Raw genomic sequence first — 15519 nt, forward strand, 5'->3', positions numbered from 1 at the left:
GCGTCACTCACCTTTCAGCTTCTTGTCCAGCTTCGCTTCGGTCTCGGCGACCATCGGTGCGTCGGTGCGGGTGTCGCCGGTGGCGGTCAGCGCCGCCTCGGCCTCGACCGCGGCCACATCAGGTCTACCCACCTCGACATCGGTCTCGGCCTCGCGACCCGGCGTGCGCAGGTTCCACTTCTTGATCACGAAGCTGAACAGCACGTAATAGATCACCGCGTACCCGAGCCCGATCGGGATCAGCATCCACGCGTTGGTGGCCTTGCCGAAGTTCAGCAGATAGTCGATCGCGCCCGCCGAGAAGGTGAATCCGTCGTGGATACCCAGCGCGTTCACCAAGGCCATCGACGTACCGGTCAGGATCGCGTGCACCACATACAGTGGCCAGGCCACGAACATGAACGCGAACTCCAGCGGCTCGGTGATGCCGGTGACGAACGCGGTCAGGCCGGTGGAGAGCATGATGCCGCCGACCAGCTTCTTCTGCGAGGGCCGCGCGTTGTGCCAGATGGCCAGCGCCGCCGCGGGCAGCGCGAACATCATGATCGGGAAGAAGCCGGTCATGAAGGTGCCCGCGCTCGGGTCACCGGCGAAGAACCGGTTGAGGTCGCCGCGCACCAGCTGGCCCGAGGCGTCGGTGTAGTCGCCCACCAGGAACCAGACCGTGGAGTTCAGGATGTGGTGCAGACCGGTGGGGATGAGCAGGCGGTTGGCCGCGCCGTAGATGCCGCCGCCGAGCACGGTGTTGTCCGCGACGGTCTCACCCACCCAGGTGAGCGCGGAATTGAACGCCGGATAGACGAACGACATCGCCACACCGACCACCAGACCGGTCACCGCGGTCAGGATCGGCACCAGCCGCCTGCCGTTGAAGAAGCCCAGGAAATCGGGCAGTTTCGTGCGGTAGTACCGCTGCCACAGGATCGCCGAGAGCAGACCCATCACGATGCCGCCGAGCACGCCGTAATTGATCAGCGCCTGCTCGCCCTTGGGGTCGGTCTTGCCCTCGAGCACGATCGGCGACATGGCCTCGAACACGCCGTTGATCACCATGTACCCGACCACCGCGGCCAGCGCGGTCGAGCCGTCGGCCTTCTTGGCCCAGCCGATCGCGATGCCGACGGCGAAGATCAGCGGCAGCCAGGTGAACACCGCCTGCCCGGCCGCGGAGATGACCGCCGCGGTGCTGTGCAGGGGGGAGAACCGGCCGAGCAGATCGTCCTGACCCAGCCGCAGCAGGATGCCCGCCGCGGGCAGCACCGCGATCGGCAGCATCAGGCTGCGACCCAGGCGCTGCAGACCCGCGAACACCTTCGATTCCTTCTGGGGGCTGTCGGTAACGGCAGTCATGTCGACCCTCTTCGACGAGCCGGACGGCTGGGCGGCGATCCGGGAGAACTGTTGTGAACCAGTGACCCTGACGGGTACTGTCCGGTCATAACCAGTTGTCAGTTTGACCAGGTGGGTGTCGGATGTCAACCGCGAAATATGACGTGGCGCACATTCGAGGCTCCCATACTGGAACCGGCAACCACCGCGGAAAGGGAGAAGACATGTCCAAAGCGGAAGCGATTGTCGCTGGCCTGGGTGGCGCGGACAATATCGTCGAGATCGAGGCCTGCATCACCCGGCTGCGCACCGAGGTCAAGGACGGCGGCAAGGTCGACGAGGCCGCGCTCAAGGCCGCGGGCGCGCACGGTGTGCTCAAGTCCGGATCGGTGGTTCAGGTCGTCGTCGGTCCCGAGGCCGACACCCTCGCCGAGGACATCGAGGACATCCTGTGAGCGTGCCCGTCCTGGCCCCGCTGCCCGGTACGGTCCGCGCGCTCGCCGACGTCCCCGACCCGGTGTTCGCCGGTCAGATCGTCGGCTCCGGCGTGGCCATCGACCCCGACCGCACCCGCGGCCCCCTCACCGTCGTGGCCCCCATCGCGGGCAAGATCCTCAAACTCCACCCGCACGCCTTCGTCATCCTCGGCGCGGGCGTCGGCGTCCTGGTCCACCTCGGCATCGACACCGTCAAACTCGAGGGCAAGGGCTTCGAGCTCCACGTCAGCGAGAAATCCGACGTCACCGCGGGCACCCCCATCGTCACCTGGGACCTGACCACCCTCGACGGCACCGGCTACGCCCCGGTCTGCCCGATCGTGGTCATGGACTCCGCGAAGGACTCCATCCAGCCCACCATCCTCGGCACCGCCGTCGAACCCGGCGCCCACCTGTTCGACGCGCCGTAGCCCCCGCGCTTTTCAGACGAGCTCGCAGCCGATGCCGTTTCCGTCGTCGTCCAGTTCGTACTCATCCGGCCCGATCACGCGCACGCGGCCGGAATAGCCGGGCCCGTCTCCATTACCGCCGATGCAGTCGACATCGCTGTTGATCGGGACGCACGGGTCATAGGACGGATGACAGTTATCCGCCACCGGTGATACCGGATTCGCGGTCGCTGCCGAAGGCAGCGCAAGCGCGATCGCCAGTGCGGCGCCCGCGAGTGATCCGACCAGCGCGGTGGTTCTCATGACGACTCCGATCCTCCGAAACGAACCCGGCAATTCTCCCGCAAATAGCGGGCAACATGCCCGGTGGAGATCGAATCGTTCGGGTGGACGGCGCACGGTTGCGAGCGCGCACCGCCTCCGTTACAAACCGGCCACGCTCACCGCACCGAGAGAGAGGTGCTCGGCGCCTCGGTCTGGCTGGTCGGGGGGAGTTCGGTCTGGAGGGGCCAGTGGCTGGCCAGTTCCTCGAAATAGCGCTGGCTGCTCCACAATCGGTGGTTGCCGATCACGTACACGCGACGGCGGGCGCGGGAGACGGCGGCATTGAGGACACCGGGGCTCGCGGCGGCCCAGCGGCGCGAGTCGCCCGCGGGCGGTGAGGTGCCGAGGATCAGGACGATCACCTCGGCGGAATCGCTGTGCATGGCGTGCACCGTGCCGACCTGACGGGCCGCGAACTCCGCACCGAGCACCCCGCGGGCAACCTCTCGCGCGCCCCGCGCGACATCGCGGAACGGGCTGACCACCCGGATGTCGGCGGCCGCCACCCCCTCCTCGATCAGCTGACCGAGCAGCGCCCCCAGCGCCTCACCCTCACCGGGAATCCAGTTCCCCTCCGCACCGACGGACCGCACATCGATCCACCGGTTCCCGCCGGGATACTCCGCCCGGTCGGGCGTGCCGAAGAACAGCAGGTCGTCCTCGTAGGCGATGCGGTGGGTCAGCTCGAAGATCGGCAGATCGCTGCGCCGGTGCACCCGTAGCGGCGTGCCGACCCACACCGGCTCATCGGCATCGGCCGGGGTCAGCCAGGTCCCGTAGCGCACCCCGCGATCGGCGGCACTGCGCGCCGTCGCCCGGTCCGGCAGCCACTCCCGTTCCAGCCCGTACTGGCGCACCAGCGCCTCCTGCGCCGAGGTCGGCAGCACCCCGACCGGCCCCAGCTGCCGATGATCACCCACGATCACCGCCCGCCGCGTCCGCCACACACCACCCGCCACCGATTGCGGCGCCGCCTGCCCGGCATCGTCGACAAACAGCCAGCCCAGCGCCTCGCGCCCCAGCCCGGCGAACAGCGTCGGCAGGGCCGCGAAAGTCGTGGCGACCATCGGTACGGCCAGGAACAGCGTCTGCCAGGCGGCCGCGATGGTCTCCGCCTTCGGCGCCACCTCCAGCTCACCCCGGATCAGCGCGATCACCACGATCAGGTTGTCGCGCACCCGCGGCGCCGCGTTGAGCAGAAACGCCCGGTGCACCTTCAGTGCCGAGACGAACAACTCCCGCCGCGCGGTCGCGAACTGTTCGTCGGCCCACGGATTGCACAGCTGGAACTGCTCCTCGTCCCCGGCCACATCGCCGAACGGGATGGTGCGCGACCAGGTCTCGCGCGCCCGCTCGATCACATCGAGCGCGTTCTCCCGCCGCGTCGTCAGCGCCAGGTGGTCGCGGATGAGCCCGCGCCCGTGCTCGGCGGCCTGGGCCCACTGCTCGCGGGTGTAGTCGACCTCGCTCTGCCTGCGCCGCATCTCCGCCTCGGCCGCGTGCCGTTCCCGCAGCAGCTCGGTGCTGCGCGCGCTCCACCGGCGCCCGGCCCGGAAGCCGGTCGAGAGCGAGGCCAGGAACCCCGGCTTGTCCGCGCTGTGTTCCCCGAGCGACTTGCCCGCCCGGTGATGCGCGGCCTGCGCGGCCCGCAGCTGCTCGGCCGCCGCCTGATGACGTTCGCGCCAATGCGCGTGCGCGTCATCGGCATCGGCGATCTCGTCGGCCATCGTCTGCAGCGCGATGTTCATATCCGGCAGCTCGGCCACCGCGTCGGCCACGTCCTGACGCTCCCGCGCGAGCCCGCGCACCTGCGCGCGCCGGTGCGCGAAGTCCCGCACGGCCGTCGACCAGTCCGGCAGCGAATCCGGGTCGGCCTCGGCCTGTTTGAGAATGTCGAGCATGCCGACCGCCGACGGTTCGCTCTTGCGTTCGGTGGCGAACCGGTCGCCGAACCAGAACTGCTCGCCGTAACTGCGCCGGGCACCGCCGAGCGCCGCGGCGACCAGCCCCCAGGCGGGCTCGCCGCCCACGAGCTCGGCCAGTTCGGTGAAATGGTTGAGGTGTGTGCCCGGATCGACGGCCTCGCGCTGCTGCAGTTCGGCGACCACCGCGGTGGCGGCCTCGTCGCTGCCGGTCGTCAGCACCACCTCGAACCCGGTCACCTGCGGGGCGAGCCGGTGCGCGCCGACGGTGTAGTTCCTGGCCACCTGCACCTGCTCGGTGATCCCGGTGAACGCGGCCATCGGATCGTCGAAGGTGGCCAGCTGGGTGGCCCGTTCGACCACGATGCCCGCCAGCAGATCCCGCAGCATGGTGGTGGTTCCGGTGCCGGGCGCGCCGTGCACGGCGAAGATCCCGGCGTCGTCGCGCAGGTCGGCCAGCGCCCGGTCGACGGCGAACTGCTGACCCGAGACCAGCGGGTCGCCCGGCCAGCGCCCGTCCGGCACCAGTTCGGGGAGCAGCCCCTCGACCACCGCGTCCTGCCTGCGGCGCACATCGATGCGATCGTCGGTCGGCAGCGTGGCGGTCGCGGCGAGGTAATCGCGCAGCGCGGCACCGATATCGCCGCGCTCCACCGCCTCGGCCAGCGCGCCGAGATCGGCCCCGAGACCGCTGTTGAGCCGGTCCTCGAGCGTGTCGGCGTCGCGGGTGGCGACCTGCACACACGCCACCCGCACCCCGCCCGCGCGCAGTTCCGACCGGATGCCCAGCGCACTGCACAGCTCACCGGTGAAGATCTGCAGCTCCCGCCCGGTCAGCTGCGGCGCCTCGACCAGGCCCTCGGGATCGGCGGACCGGATCCATTGCGCGAAGGCCAGTGCCGACATCCCCGCCAGCCCCGGCGAGATCACCCCGTCGGCCCCCGCCGCGATGAGTGAGGCGCCGACACCGCGTCCGGCGACATCCAGCCAGCGGGCGGACTGCTGTTCGGCGTCGGGTGTCACCGCGTCGGTGACCAGGGTGTCGAAGGCGGCGGTGAAGGCCGCGGAGTCGTGCCCGAATCCGTGCGCCCAGTTCGGGTCCGCGGCCCCCGGTTCGCGCAGCCGGTTGATCGCCCAGGCCAGCCCCGACAGCGTGGCCGAACCACCCACCACCACACCGTCACCGGTGAGTGTCACAGCGAAGGCGGCGGTGGTGCCCGCCCGCCGGGCGTCGGCCGCGCGGTGGTCGTCGCCGAACGCGCGGATCAGCGCCTCGCGCGCCCGGCTCAGCCCGAACAACCCGCCGTACACGACGAACTGCCACCCGCGCCCGGCTCGCAACGCAGGCAGTGCCGCGCCGTCCTCCCACGGCGCGGGCCCCTCGGCGGCGAGCTCGACAACGAGCCCGTCCGCCGTCGGCCCGACATCGGGAACACGATGCGGACCGAACAACTCCAGGGTCTGCCAGAAACGTACGAGCCGCGCGGCGTGCTCGGATCCGCCCACGATGCACCCCATTCCCTCGGCCATCATGACAACCCCGACCACGCTACGCGATCACAATTCCCCTGGCACGACCCCCCGATGGTCCCGCCCGGCGTGGCGGGACCAGCACGCCACGCCTACCGCGTCGGCAGGCACCCCGCCGCCCGCATCCGCGCCGCGAGCGACGAGGAAACCAGCGCACTCGACCCACTACCGCCCCCGAGCGCGACCAGAACATCGCCCCCCAACCCGGCCCCGAACGAACACCCCAACACCGAGACATCGATATAGATGTTCTCCTTCGGTTCAGGTTCCGCGACAGCCGAACCCACCCCCAACCCCATCCCGGCCGCCACCACCACAGCAACCCCCACAACCTTCACGATCCGCACACATCCTCCTACCAACGCGCCATCCAGCGCCCAACTCGACCAGCCCGCCATCCGGCGAACCGCTCACAAATTGCCCCACCCATCCCAGGAATATGCATGCCCCGGGGAACATCACGTCGGCGCGGGCGAAGTGACGGACCGCTGTTCGACCGTGCGGAGGGCCGGTTCAGCTCGCGTCGCCGAGGTCGGGGAGTTTCTCGGCGGCGCTGACCGCGTCGGCCAGTTGGTCGGCCGCGAGGTGGAGTTGATCGGTGGTGTGTTCGGAGGTCAGGAAGAAGCGGACGCGTTCGCCGCCGGGTGGGACGGCGGGGGCGGAGATGGGCCCCGCGTAGATGCCGTGCTGGAGCAGGCGGGAGGCGACGTAGCCGACGCGCAGTTCCTGGGGGATGAGGACCGGGCAGATCGGGGTGCCCTGGGAGACACCGAGATCGAGTCCGCGTTCGGTGAGCAGGGTGTGGAACAAACCGGCGTTGGCCCACAGACGGGTGAGCCGTTGTGGTTCGCGGTCGAGGATGTCGAGCGCGGCCAGCGCGGCCCCGATCGTGGACGGTGCGGGCCCGCCGCTGAGCGTGGCCACCCCGGGCGCGCACACCTTCATCGCCCCGATCAGATCCGCGTCCCCGGCGACGAACCCGCCGCAACTACCCAGCGCCTTCGACAGCGTCCCCATCCAGATGTCCACGGCGTCACCAGCGAGCCCGGCCTGCTCGCGCACCCCACGCCCGCTCTCCCCGAGCACCCCGAACGAATGCGCCTCGTCCACCATCACCGCACAGTCGAATTCCCGTGCCACCTGGGCGATCTCGGCTACCCGCCCGATCGTGCCGTCCATGCTGTAGTGCCCCTCGAGCACCACCAGCGCCCGATCGAAATTGCCCCGCGCCATCCGCAACACCGACCGCAACGACTCGGGATCGTTGTGCCGGAAGGTGAGCTGCCGTGCCCCCGCCCATCGCACCCCCGAACTCACACTGCGATGGATCAGCGCATCACAGATCGCGACATCACCACTGCCCAGCAGAAACCCGATCACCCCGGCGTTGGTGAGATATCCGCTGGTCGTCACCATGGCGTCGTCGACGTCGTACATCACCGCCAGCCGCTGTTCGAGCTCGGCGTAGAGCGGGATCTCCCCGGCGACGATGCGCGAGGCCGACGCGGACGCGCCATAACTGTCGAGCGCGTCCTTGGCCGCCTGCACCACCTTCGGATGATTGGCCAGCCCGAGATAGTTGTAGGCGCTGAAGTTCACCAGTTGCCGCCCCTGCCACCGGATCACGGTGTCGTTGGGACTCTCCCGGGTGAGGAACACCGGATTCGGCATCCCGAACTGCTCGTGCACCGCCGCGATGGTGGCGCGCTTGTTCGCCATGGCCGCCACCTCGGGATGATCGGCGAACTGCCGCCCCGGCCCCCGTCGCCGACGTACCGGAACCGGCGCCGCCGTCGGCACCCCGGCACCAGGAGAGCCACCAGACCCGCTCGCGGACAACAACTTCCGCGCGAGCTCCCGCGCCGACTCGCTCACGCCGCCACCCCTCCGACAATCGCCTCGGCCACCCGCGCCCCGGCCTGTTCCAGGCTGAACGACCGCCCCATCTTCATCGTCATCAACTCCACCCCGAGCGATTTCGACACCAGCGCACCGAATTCCACCGCCATCAGCGAATCCAGCCCGAGCTCGGGCACCGGCACCGTCAGATCGATCGAATCCGCCGCCACGCCCATCACCTGGGCCAGTTGCTCGGCCAGCATGTAGGCCACCACCTCGCCGCGCTTGTCCTCGTCGAGCTCGGCGAGTTCGGCCCGCAACCGCGCCGCCGCCGAATCATCCTGGGCCGCCGCCGCGATCTGCGCCGCGAGCCGCCCGGTCTGCGCGAAGAACGGCGCGGTCGCCGCCACCTTCGCCCAGTCGATCGGCATGATCGCGGCCTGGGTGACCCCGAGCCGCAGCGCCTGCTCGAGATACCGCGTGCCCTCGTCCATATCGAGCGCGTCGAACCCGGTGGTGCGCAGATAGCGGGCGATGTTCTCGTCGGCCGCCGCCATCCCGCCGCCGGACATGTGCCCCCAGCCCACCGCGAGCGCCGCCCCACCGTCCCGGACCACCGAGTCCGCGACCGCGTGCAGCGCGGTATTGGCCGCGGTATAGGCGAATTGGCCGACCCCGCCGAACATCGCCGACCCCGACGAATACAGCACGAACTGATCGAGCCGCACCCCCGCGGCCGTCAGCCCCGCCACCAGCGCCCGCACGCCGTCGACCTTCGGCCGAAACACCGTCGCGAGACTGTCCGTGTCCATCACCGTGACCCGCTTGTCATCGATCACCCCGGCGGTGTGGAACACCCCGCGCAGCGGATTCCGCGCGTCGTGCGCCCGCGCGATCACCGCGGCCACCGCCTCGGCATCGGTGACATCGACGAGCTCCTCGAGCACCGTCACGCCCTGCTCGCGCCACGCCGCGACCTGCCCGATCGCCGCCTCCGTGCGGGCCCCACCGCGCCCGACCAGGGTCAACCGGGTGGCACCGCGCCCGACCAGCCACCGCCCGGTCGCCAGCCCGAACGCCCCGAAACCCCCGGTCACCAGATAGTTCGCGGCCGCGTCGATCCGCACCTCGGGCAAGGTCGGCCGCACCAGCGGCGCCGTCTCGGTGAGATCCAGCGCGATCCGGTGCGTCCCGGTCGAGCGGGCGACCGCCTCGAACGCCTGCCCCACCTCGGCCGTGCCGAAGCCGGTGAACGGCAGCGCCCGATAGGTGCCGTCGTCGAAACGCGTGTTGACCCGGCGCACCAGGTCCAGCACGGCCGTCGGCCGCACCCGCAGCATCCGGTCCAGGTCGAAGGAGAAGTAGGCGATGTTCTTGTCGAACGCGGCCAGCTCGAGCACACCGCCCGCGTAGATGTCGGCCTTGCCGATCTCCACGATGCGCCCGAATTCGGCGACCATGGTGAAGTTCTGGCGCTGCAGTTCCCCGGGCGCGGTACTGAGGATCACATCGACCCCGCGTCCCTCGGTCAGCGCCGCCACCTCGTCGACCAGACTCAGCGACCGCGACCCCAGCACGTGATCCGCGCCCTCGTCGCGGACCTTCGCCCGCCGCTGCTCGGTGCTGGCGGTACCGATCACGACGGCCCCGTGCAGTTTCGCGATCTGCACCGCCGCCGTCCCGACCCCACCGGCCGCACCGTGCACCAGCACGGTCTCGCCCGGCCGCACTCGGGCCAGCTCCAGCAGCGCGTGCTCGGCGGTCGCGAAAGCCGTTCCGCTGGTGCAGCGCCCGGGATCGGTCGCCGGATCGACCCGGGCGACCAGCTCAGCGCCGGTCGTGTGGAACCGCGCGATCATGCCCCGCGACGTCACCACCACCGCGTCCCCGACCTCGACCTCGGAGACCCCCGCACCCACGCGGACCACCGTGCCCGCCCCTTCCATCCCGGGCACGGTCCCGAAATACGTGGGCGCGAGCTCCCGCTCGCCGAGCACGCCGATCACCTTCAGCGCGTCCTTGTAGTTGAGCCCGACCGCGCGCATCCGCACCTCGACCTCACCCGCCATGGGCGCCCGCCGCTCACACCGCCGCCAGCCCAGCTTCGCGAAGGTCCGCGACGACGGCAGTTCCAGCGCGAAATTCGCCTCCGGATCGGTGAGCGGCACCGCGGTGTCGAGCTCCTCGAGCCGCCGCGGCAGCGACCGGTCCACGACCGTGGTCCAGCGCAAGCCGTTGCGCAGCACGATCTCGTCGCTCAGGTCGTAGGTGAAGGCACCGGGCACGGTGAGCTCGGCCGCCAGGTCCGCGGGCGTCACGTCGGCGTCGATATCGACCAGCCGCCACCGCAACCGTGACTGCTCGTTGAGCAGCACCCGGCGCGCCCCGGCGAGCGCGGCCTGGCCGGGATCCGGGGGAGTGGTGTCGGCGGGATGCGCGTACGCGTGCGCGGTCACCACGGTCGCGTGCAGGGCCCCGTCCCCGGTCATCGGGATCTCCACCCCGAGCTCGATCGCCCGCGCGTCGAGGAACCCCTCGAGCGTCACCGCGATCCGCCGCAGCGCCCACAGCCCTGCGACATCACCGTCGGCGGGCACCACACAGACGTGCACCCGCGTCCCGTCCGCGACGGCGTCGCGCAACCGCCGCGTCAGCGTCGTCTCCAGCTCGGCATCGGCCGGATCGAGCACCACGACGGCCGCGCTACCACTCACGGCCTTGTGCACCTGTTCGGCACGATCCTCGGCCCCGGCGACCGCCACGATCAGGGTGAACACCCCGTCGGTCCCCGGCAGCGCGGCCGCGTCGACCGGTTCCCGCAGCTCCCAGCGATCCTCGTAGAACAGCTCCGTCATCCGCTGCGACGGCCCGGCTCCCGGCGTCAGCGACCCGAACCGCACACCCCGGATCTGCAGGCACACCGCCGTCCCGTCGAGCAGATCGATATCGGCCACCGGCGCGTCACCCTCGGACAGTCGCGCGATCACCGTCACCCGCACAGGCAACGCGCCCAGCCGCCGCACCGACCCGACCCCGACCGGGACCATCGCACCTTCGTGCGCGCCACCGCGCGCGGCCAGCAGCGCCGCCACCGTCTGCAACGCGGCGTCCACCACCGCAGGATGCGCGAGATACCCGGCCTCGGCGTCGATCTCGCCGTCGACCCGCGCGACCACCGTCGCCGGATCCAGCCAGATCTCGCGCACCCGCCGGAACGTCGGCCCGTACTCCAGCCCCGCCGCGGCCAGCCCGGCATAGAACCCGTCGGGCTCGACCGCCACCATCCCGGTGAGATCGGGCAGCGCGACGGTCGTCGGGGCGTAGGACCCCTCGACCACCCGCCCCATCGCGTGCACGGTCCAATGCGACCCCGCCGCCCCGCGCGAACGAATCGTGAACCGCCGGGTCGACTCCTCGAGATGCAGTTCCACGATCGGCGCGTCACCCCCGTCGACGACCAGCGGCGCGACGAACCGCACCCCCTCCAGCCCCACCTGCGCCGACTCCGTTCGCACCGCCGCCGCGCTGAGCGCCGCCTCCAGATACCCCGCCCCCGGCAGGATCCGCATCCCGCCGACCACATGATCGTCCAGCCACGGCTGCGCCGCGACGGTCAGATGCCTGCGCCAGGTCGCCGGATCGTCGGGATGCTGATCACCCAGCATCGGCGATGTCCCCGGCGTCCCGTGCCGCAGCAACCGCAGCTCGGGCAGCTCGGAGCGCAACCGCGTACGCTGCCACGGATACCGCGGCAGATCGACATGCGGTGTCGGCCCGTCGATCCCGGCGAACAGGGCGTCGACATCGAGGGCCCCCGCCGCGTACAGATCCGCCAGCACCCGACGCAGGCTGTGCGCGTCCTGCTGCTTGCGATGCAGGGTGGCGACCGTGGTCCCGACCTCACCCGCCCCGATCAGGATCTCCCGGATATTCGCCCCCAGCACCGGATGCGGCCCGACCTCCAGGAACACCCGATGCCCGGCCCGCACCACCGCACCGACCGCCGCGGCGAACCGCACCGGCTGGCGCACATTCGCGCACCAGTACTCCGCATCCCAACCGTCACCGGTCACCAGCTCGCCGGTCACGGTGGAGTACACCGGAATTCGCGGGTCACTCACGGTCATTCCGGCCAGCTTCGCACGCAGCTCAGCGAGGACCGGATCCATCAGCGCGCTGTGGTAGGGCACCTCCACCGTCAACCGCCGCGCGAAAACTCCCTGCTCGGTGAGGATTCCGGCGATCTCGTCGAGCCGATCCACCGCCCCGGCCAGCGTCACCGCCGCCGGGCTGTTGATCGCCGCGATATCGACGGTGTCCCCGTCGATGAGCAGCTCGCGCACCGCGTCCGGACCCAGCCCCACGGCCAGCATCCCGCCGGTCCCCGCCGTCGTCGCCTGCAACCGCGCCCGGTGGTAACTCACCAGCACCGCGTCCCGCAACGACAACATGCCGGTCACATAGGCCGCCGCCACCTCGCCGACACTGTGCCCGACCACCACCGCGGGCTCGATTCCCCGCGCCCGTAGGGCCGCGAACAGCGCGACCTGGACCAGGAAGTTCGCTGGCTGCGCGACCGCGGTCGTGGTCACCCGCGATTCCGGCTCCGGCCGCGACAGCTCCTCGACGATCGACCAGCCCGCCACGGCCCGGAACTCCGCGTCCACCCGCCGCGCCTCGTCCGCGAAAACACCGTCGGCGGTGAGCAATTCCCGCGCCATGCCCCACCACTGCGGCCCCATCCCGGTGAACACGAACACCGGCTCCGCCTTCTTCACGACCGTCCGCCCCACCCGGCCCGACCCCGTGCCCAGCCCGACCAGTCCCTCGACCAGCTCGGTGTCGTCGCCGAACGCGATCCCCGCCCGCACCGGATGGTGCTGTCTGCGCCGCCACGCCGCCTCGGCCAGCGCCGCCGGATCCGCCCCCTCCGCGATCCGCCGCGCCACCCCCAGCGCCAGCTGCCGCACCGCCGCCTCCGACCGCCCCGACAAGGGCATCACCCCGAAATGCGCGGGCGCCCGCCCGGTTCCCGGCTCGGGCCGGTACTCCTGCACGATGGCGTGCGCATTGGTCCCGCCGTAACCGAACCCGTTGACGGCCACCGTCATCCGCTCGACCTCCGCGCCGACCGGCTCCGCCTCGGTCGGCACCCGGATACCCCACTCCTCGAACGGGATGTCCGGATTCGGCGTGTCCAGCCAGCCCTGCGGCGGAATCGTCCGATGCCGCACCGCCAGCGCCGATTTGATGACACTCGCGATGCCCGACGCCGCCTCGGTATGTCCCAGCGTCGCCTTCAGCGACCCCACCCCGAGCGGCTCCGCCCGCCCGGTCGACCTGCCGTACGCCCGCCCGATCGCCCGCAACTCCAGCGGATCACCCACCGGCGTCCCGGTCCCGTGCGCCTCCACATAGGTGACCTCCCCGGCCGCGACACCCGACCGCCGAATCACCGTGCGCGCCAAAGCCTCCTGCGCTGCCGCGTTGGGCACGGTGATCGCCGTGGTCCGCCCGTCCTGATTGGTCCCGGTCGCCTTGACCACCGCGTAGATCCGGTCCCCGTCGCGCTCGGCGTCGGCGAGCGTCTTGAGCACCACGATGCCCGCGCCCTCGCCCCGCCCGTACCCGTCGGCCGCCGCGTCGAACGGCTTGCTGCGCCCATCCGCCGCCAGGAACCCGCCCTTGCACATCGACACGAACGTCTCCGGCTGCACCATCACGTTCACGCCACCGGCGATCGCCAGCTCACAGTCACCGTTCGCGATGGCCTGACAGGCCAGATGCATCGCCACCAGCGACGACGAACACGCCGTATCCACGGTCACCGCGGGCCCCCGCAGATCCAGCGCGTACGCGATCCGGTTCGACAGCATCGTGTACGACACCCCGACCGCCGTGTGCAGATCGACATGCGGCAACGCGGGCCCGACCGAGGTCGCGAGCTGATCCAGCGTGAACGCCCCGACGAACACTCCCAGCGACGCCCCCGCGCTGCGACCCGCGATCCCGGCGTCGTCGAGCGCCTCCCACGCCACCTCCAGCACCAGCCGCTGCTGCGGGTCCATGGCGGTCGCTTCTCGTGGCGAGATACCGAAGAACTCCGGGTCGAATTCCCAGGGGTCGCCGGTCATGAAGGCGGCCCGCTTGGTGTACATCCGCCCGGGGGCGCGCCGGTCGGCGTCGTAGTACCGCCGCCAGTCCCAGCGCTCCGCCGGGATCTCGCGTACTCCGTCGCGCTTCTCGATCACGAAGTCCCAGAACGACTCCGGTGAATCGATGCCACCGGCATAGCGGCAGCCGATTCCGACGATGGCAATGTCAGGCATGGGGAATCCTCATCCAACTCTGGATTTCGTACGGTCCTCGGCGGAAGGCCGCGCGGTCAGTTCTGCCGCGGTCGGCGAACCATGATGTTCAGTTCGGGCCCCGCGGCACCCAGCCGCACAGCACCGACGCGCTCGTTACCCAGCGCCTGGTAGTAGCCGACATTGGCGTCCTTGCAGATCCCGCAGATCGCGGCGCCCTCGCGGTCGGCCCGTGCGGTGAACGACGCGTACAGTGCGCGCCCGACACCGCTGCGCTGCAAGGTCGGGTCCGCCCCGAGATACACGTGGAAGAAGTGCGGCCCGTCCGGCGCGGCCCGATCCATGGCCGCGTCCACGTCGATCCCGCGCCGCACCGCCCCACCCATGGCCGCGAGAAGCTGTGGCCCCGCGACCATTTCGCGCAACCCACCGGGTCGATAGCCCCGCGGATACCACAGCAGCGCACCGACCACCCGCCCCTTCAGCAGCGCCACCTCGGCACCACCGGCGGGCAGGAAACGGTGCGTGATCATCGCCCGCAACATCCGCGGAGCACGCTTCTGCCGCACCGCCTCATCCGGGAAGATGTACTCGTCGATGGGGTCGTCATAGGCGAAGGCCCCCGCCAGCACGTCCACCATTCCGGCGATGTCGGCCCGCGTCGCGGCTCGCACGACGGGACTGAGCTTCGGTGTCAAAACTGTTGTACCTCAAACGATCTGCGCGCACTCCGGGATGTCGAGATCGCCTCGGCAGTCGGCGGTCGTCAGGCTAGCCCGCCGTGTCGCGCAGTCCGGGTCATTCGCCCAACTTGCCGACTTTTGTAAGTTTTGTGCTGCCGCGCACCATTATTTGTGCACTGCCACAACACATTTCGAGACCCACCGCAGTATCATCCGCGCGCCAACCCTTCAGCGTTGCCTCCCACCGCAACGACTGCCCCGAAGCGCCCGAGCTGTTCCGTGGCGCCCTTCGCGAACTCGGCATCTACACCATCACCGACTGGCGATCACTGTGCCGTGATGTTCCGCTGCGTCGCGCTTGCGCGCACGCGCAGTCTTTCCTGGACTTCGCACTCCTGCGCGTGGGCCTTGACGACGGGTACGGCGAGGTCCACACCATCCATGTATGCCTCCGCGAACGCTGCCGGAATCTCCTGAATGGACCGCCGTATCCCCGGCTGTATTGATTCCTCGCCACCAAAATGCCTTCCGACCAGGCGATTTGACTTCGTGTTCGGCGGTGCGTAACTTAATTCGAGTCAGAGCGACACGGACACCGACCCGGCCACCAGATGGCAGGGAAACGAGGTAGGACGATGAGCGCCTGACTGATCATGTGTTCGGGGTCATGATGCTGGGAGCTTGCTTCTGGTGTTGGA

At 70.3% G+C, this 15519-nt stretch carries 9 protein-coding genes; 2 read left to right on the forward strand and 7 right to left on the reverse strand.

The window, feature by feature from the left end:
- Nucleotides 1–3 precede the first annotated feature (3 nt).
- Nucleotides 4–1350 (reverse strand): PTS transporter subunit EIIC, encoded by a 1347-nt coding sequence (locus WA675_RS09170; protein WP_336083564.1) that lies wholly within the window; start codon nucleotides 1348–1350, stop codon nucleotides 4–6.
- A gap of 203 nt (nucleotides 1351–1553) precedes the next feature.
- On the opposite strand from WA675_RS09170, the gene WA675_RS09175 reads away from it, so the two are divergent.
- Both WA675_RS09175 and WA675_RS09180 read left to right on the forward strand, forming a co-directional pair.
- Entirely contained in the window at nucleotides 1554–1784 is a 231-nt protein-coding gene (locus WA675_RS09175; RefSeq protein WP_278262592.1) for a PTS glucose/sucrose transporter subunit IIB, read from the forward strand.
- Nucleotides 1781–2236: a PTS sugar transporter subunit IIA gene (locus WA675_RS09180; protein WP_336083566.1), complete on the forward strand. Its 456-nt coding sequence runs from the start codon at nucleotides 1781–1783 to the stop codon at nucleotides 2234–2236. Before WA675_RS09175 ends, WA675_RS09180 begins: the two co-directional genes overlap by 4 nt.
- 12 nt (nucleotides 2237–2248) lie before the next feature.
- Here WA675_RS09180 and WA675_RS09185 read toward each other — a convergent pair whose 3' ends face one another.
- The 6 genes from WA675_RS09185 to WA675_RS09210 all read right to left on the reverse strand — a co-directional run bounded on the left by WA675_RS09185 (nucleotide 2249) and on the right by WA675_RS09210 (nucleotide 14812).
- On the reverse strand, nucleotides 2249–2518 hold the full coding sequence (locus WA675_RS09185; protein WP_336083568.1) for a hypothetical protein: 270 nt from the start codon (nucleotides 2516–2518) through the stop codon (nucleotides 2249–2251).
- 137 nt (nucleotides 2519–2655) lie between these two features.
- Nucleotides 2656–5967, reverse strand: coding sequence for a DEAD/DEAH box helicase (locus WA675_RS09190; RefSeq protein WP_336083570.1), 3312 nt, complete (start codon nucleotides 5965–5967; stop codon nucleotides 2656–2658).
- A gap of 116 nt (nucleotides 5968–6083) precedes the next feature.
- Nucleotides 6084–6338 carry a hypothetical protein gene (locus tag WA675_RS09195; RefSeq protein ID WP_336083572.1) on the reverse strand — a complete coding sequence of 85 codons (255 nt, stop codon included), beginning with the start codon at nucleotides 6336–6338 and terminating at the stop codon, nucleotides 6084–6086.
- A 166-nt stretch (nucleotides 6339–6504) separates the two neighbouring features.
- Nucleotides 6505–7710 carry an aminotransferase class I/II-fold pyridoxal phosphate-dependent enzyme gene (locus tag WA675_RS09200; protein WP_336083574.1) on the reverse strand — a complete coding sequence of 402 codons (1206 nt, stop codon included), beginning with the start codon at nucleotides 7708–7710 and terminating at the stop codon, nucleotides 6505–6507.
- Between the two features lie 152 nt (nucleotides 7711–7862).
- Entirely contained in the window at nucleotides 7863–14159 is a 6297-nt protein-coding gene (locus WA675_RS09205; RefSeq protein WP_336083576.1) for a type I polyketide synthase, read from the reverse strand.
- 56 nt (nucleotides 14160–14215) lie between these two features.
- Nucleotides 14216–14812: a GNAT family N-acetyltransferase gene (locus WA675_RS09210; protein WP_336083577.1), complete on the reverse strand. Its 597-nt coding sequence runs from the start codon at nucleotides 14810–14812 to the stop codon at nucleotides 14216–14218.
- Nucleotides 14813–15519: the final 707 nt, after the last annotated feature.

The sequence above is a fragment of the Nocardia sp. SSK8 genome (genome assembly GCF_037034205.1).
GTDB lineage: Bacteria > Actinomycetota > Actinomycetes > Mycobacteriales > Mycobacteriaceae > Nocardia.

Bases quoted from the DNA above. Each gene is read 5' to 3' on its own strand.
- WA675_RS09170 (WP_336083564.1), bottom strand. From the start codon at position 1,350: ATGACTGCCGTTACCGACAGCCCCCAGAAGGAATCGAAGGTGTTCGCG.
- WA675_RS09175 (WP_278262592.1), top strand. From the start codon at position 1,554: ATGTCCAAAGCGGAAGCGATTGTCGCTGGCCTGGGTGGCGCGGACAAT.
- WA675_RS09185 (WP_336083568.1), bottom strand. From the start codon at position 2,518: ATGAGAACCACCGCGCTGGTCGGATCACTCGCGGGCGCCGCACTGGCG.
- WA675_RS09200 (WP_336083574.1), bottom strand. From the start codon at position 7,710: ATGGCGAACAAGCGCGCCACCATCGCGGCGGTGCACGAGCAGTTCGGG.
- WA675_RS09205 (WP_336083576.1), bottom strand. From the start codon at position 14,159: ATGCCTGACATTGCCATCGTCGGAATCGGCTGCCGCTATGCCGGTGGC.